Origin of the sequence: Citrobacter sp. Cpo089, assembly GCF_030332695.1 — a bacterium.
Taxonomy (GTDB): domain Bacteria; phylum Pseudomonadota; class Gammaproteobacteria; order Enterobacterales; family Enterobacteriaceae; genus Citrobacter; species Citrobacter portucalensis.
Genome location: NZ_JAOWHJ010000058.1, coordinates 63,018 through 63,232 on the forward strand (window position 1 = coordinate 63,018; position 215 = coordinate 63,232).

Annotated in this window: 1 pseudogene (only partly in view); it reads left to right on the top strand. The window is 53.0% G+C overall.

The annotated features are described in order from the left end of the window. Positions 1-215 (top strand): annotated as a pseudogene (locus tag OGX92_RS12980) (IS1-like element transposase) (its annotated part extends 80 nt beyond the left edge of the window); the annotation flags it as partial.

Here is a 215-nt window from a genome sequence, read left to right on the forward strand (position 1 = left end):
TCAGCGCTATCTCTGCTCTCACTGCCGTAAAACATGGCAACTGCAGTTCACTTACACCGCTTCTCAACCCGGTACGCACCAGAAAATCATTGATATGGCCATGAATGGCGTTGGATGCCGGGCAACTGCCCGCATTATGGGCGTTGGCCTCAACACGATTTTACGTCACTTAAAAAACTCAGGCCGCAGTCGGTAACCTCGCGCATACAGCCGGG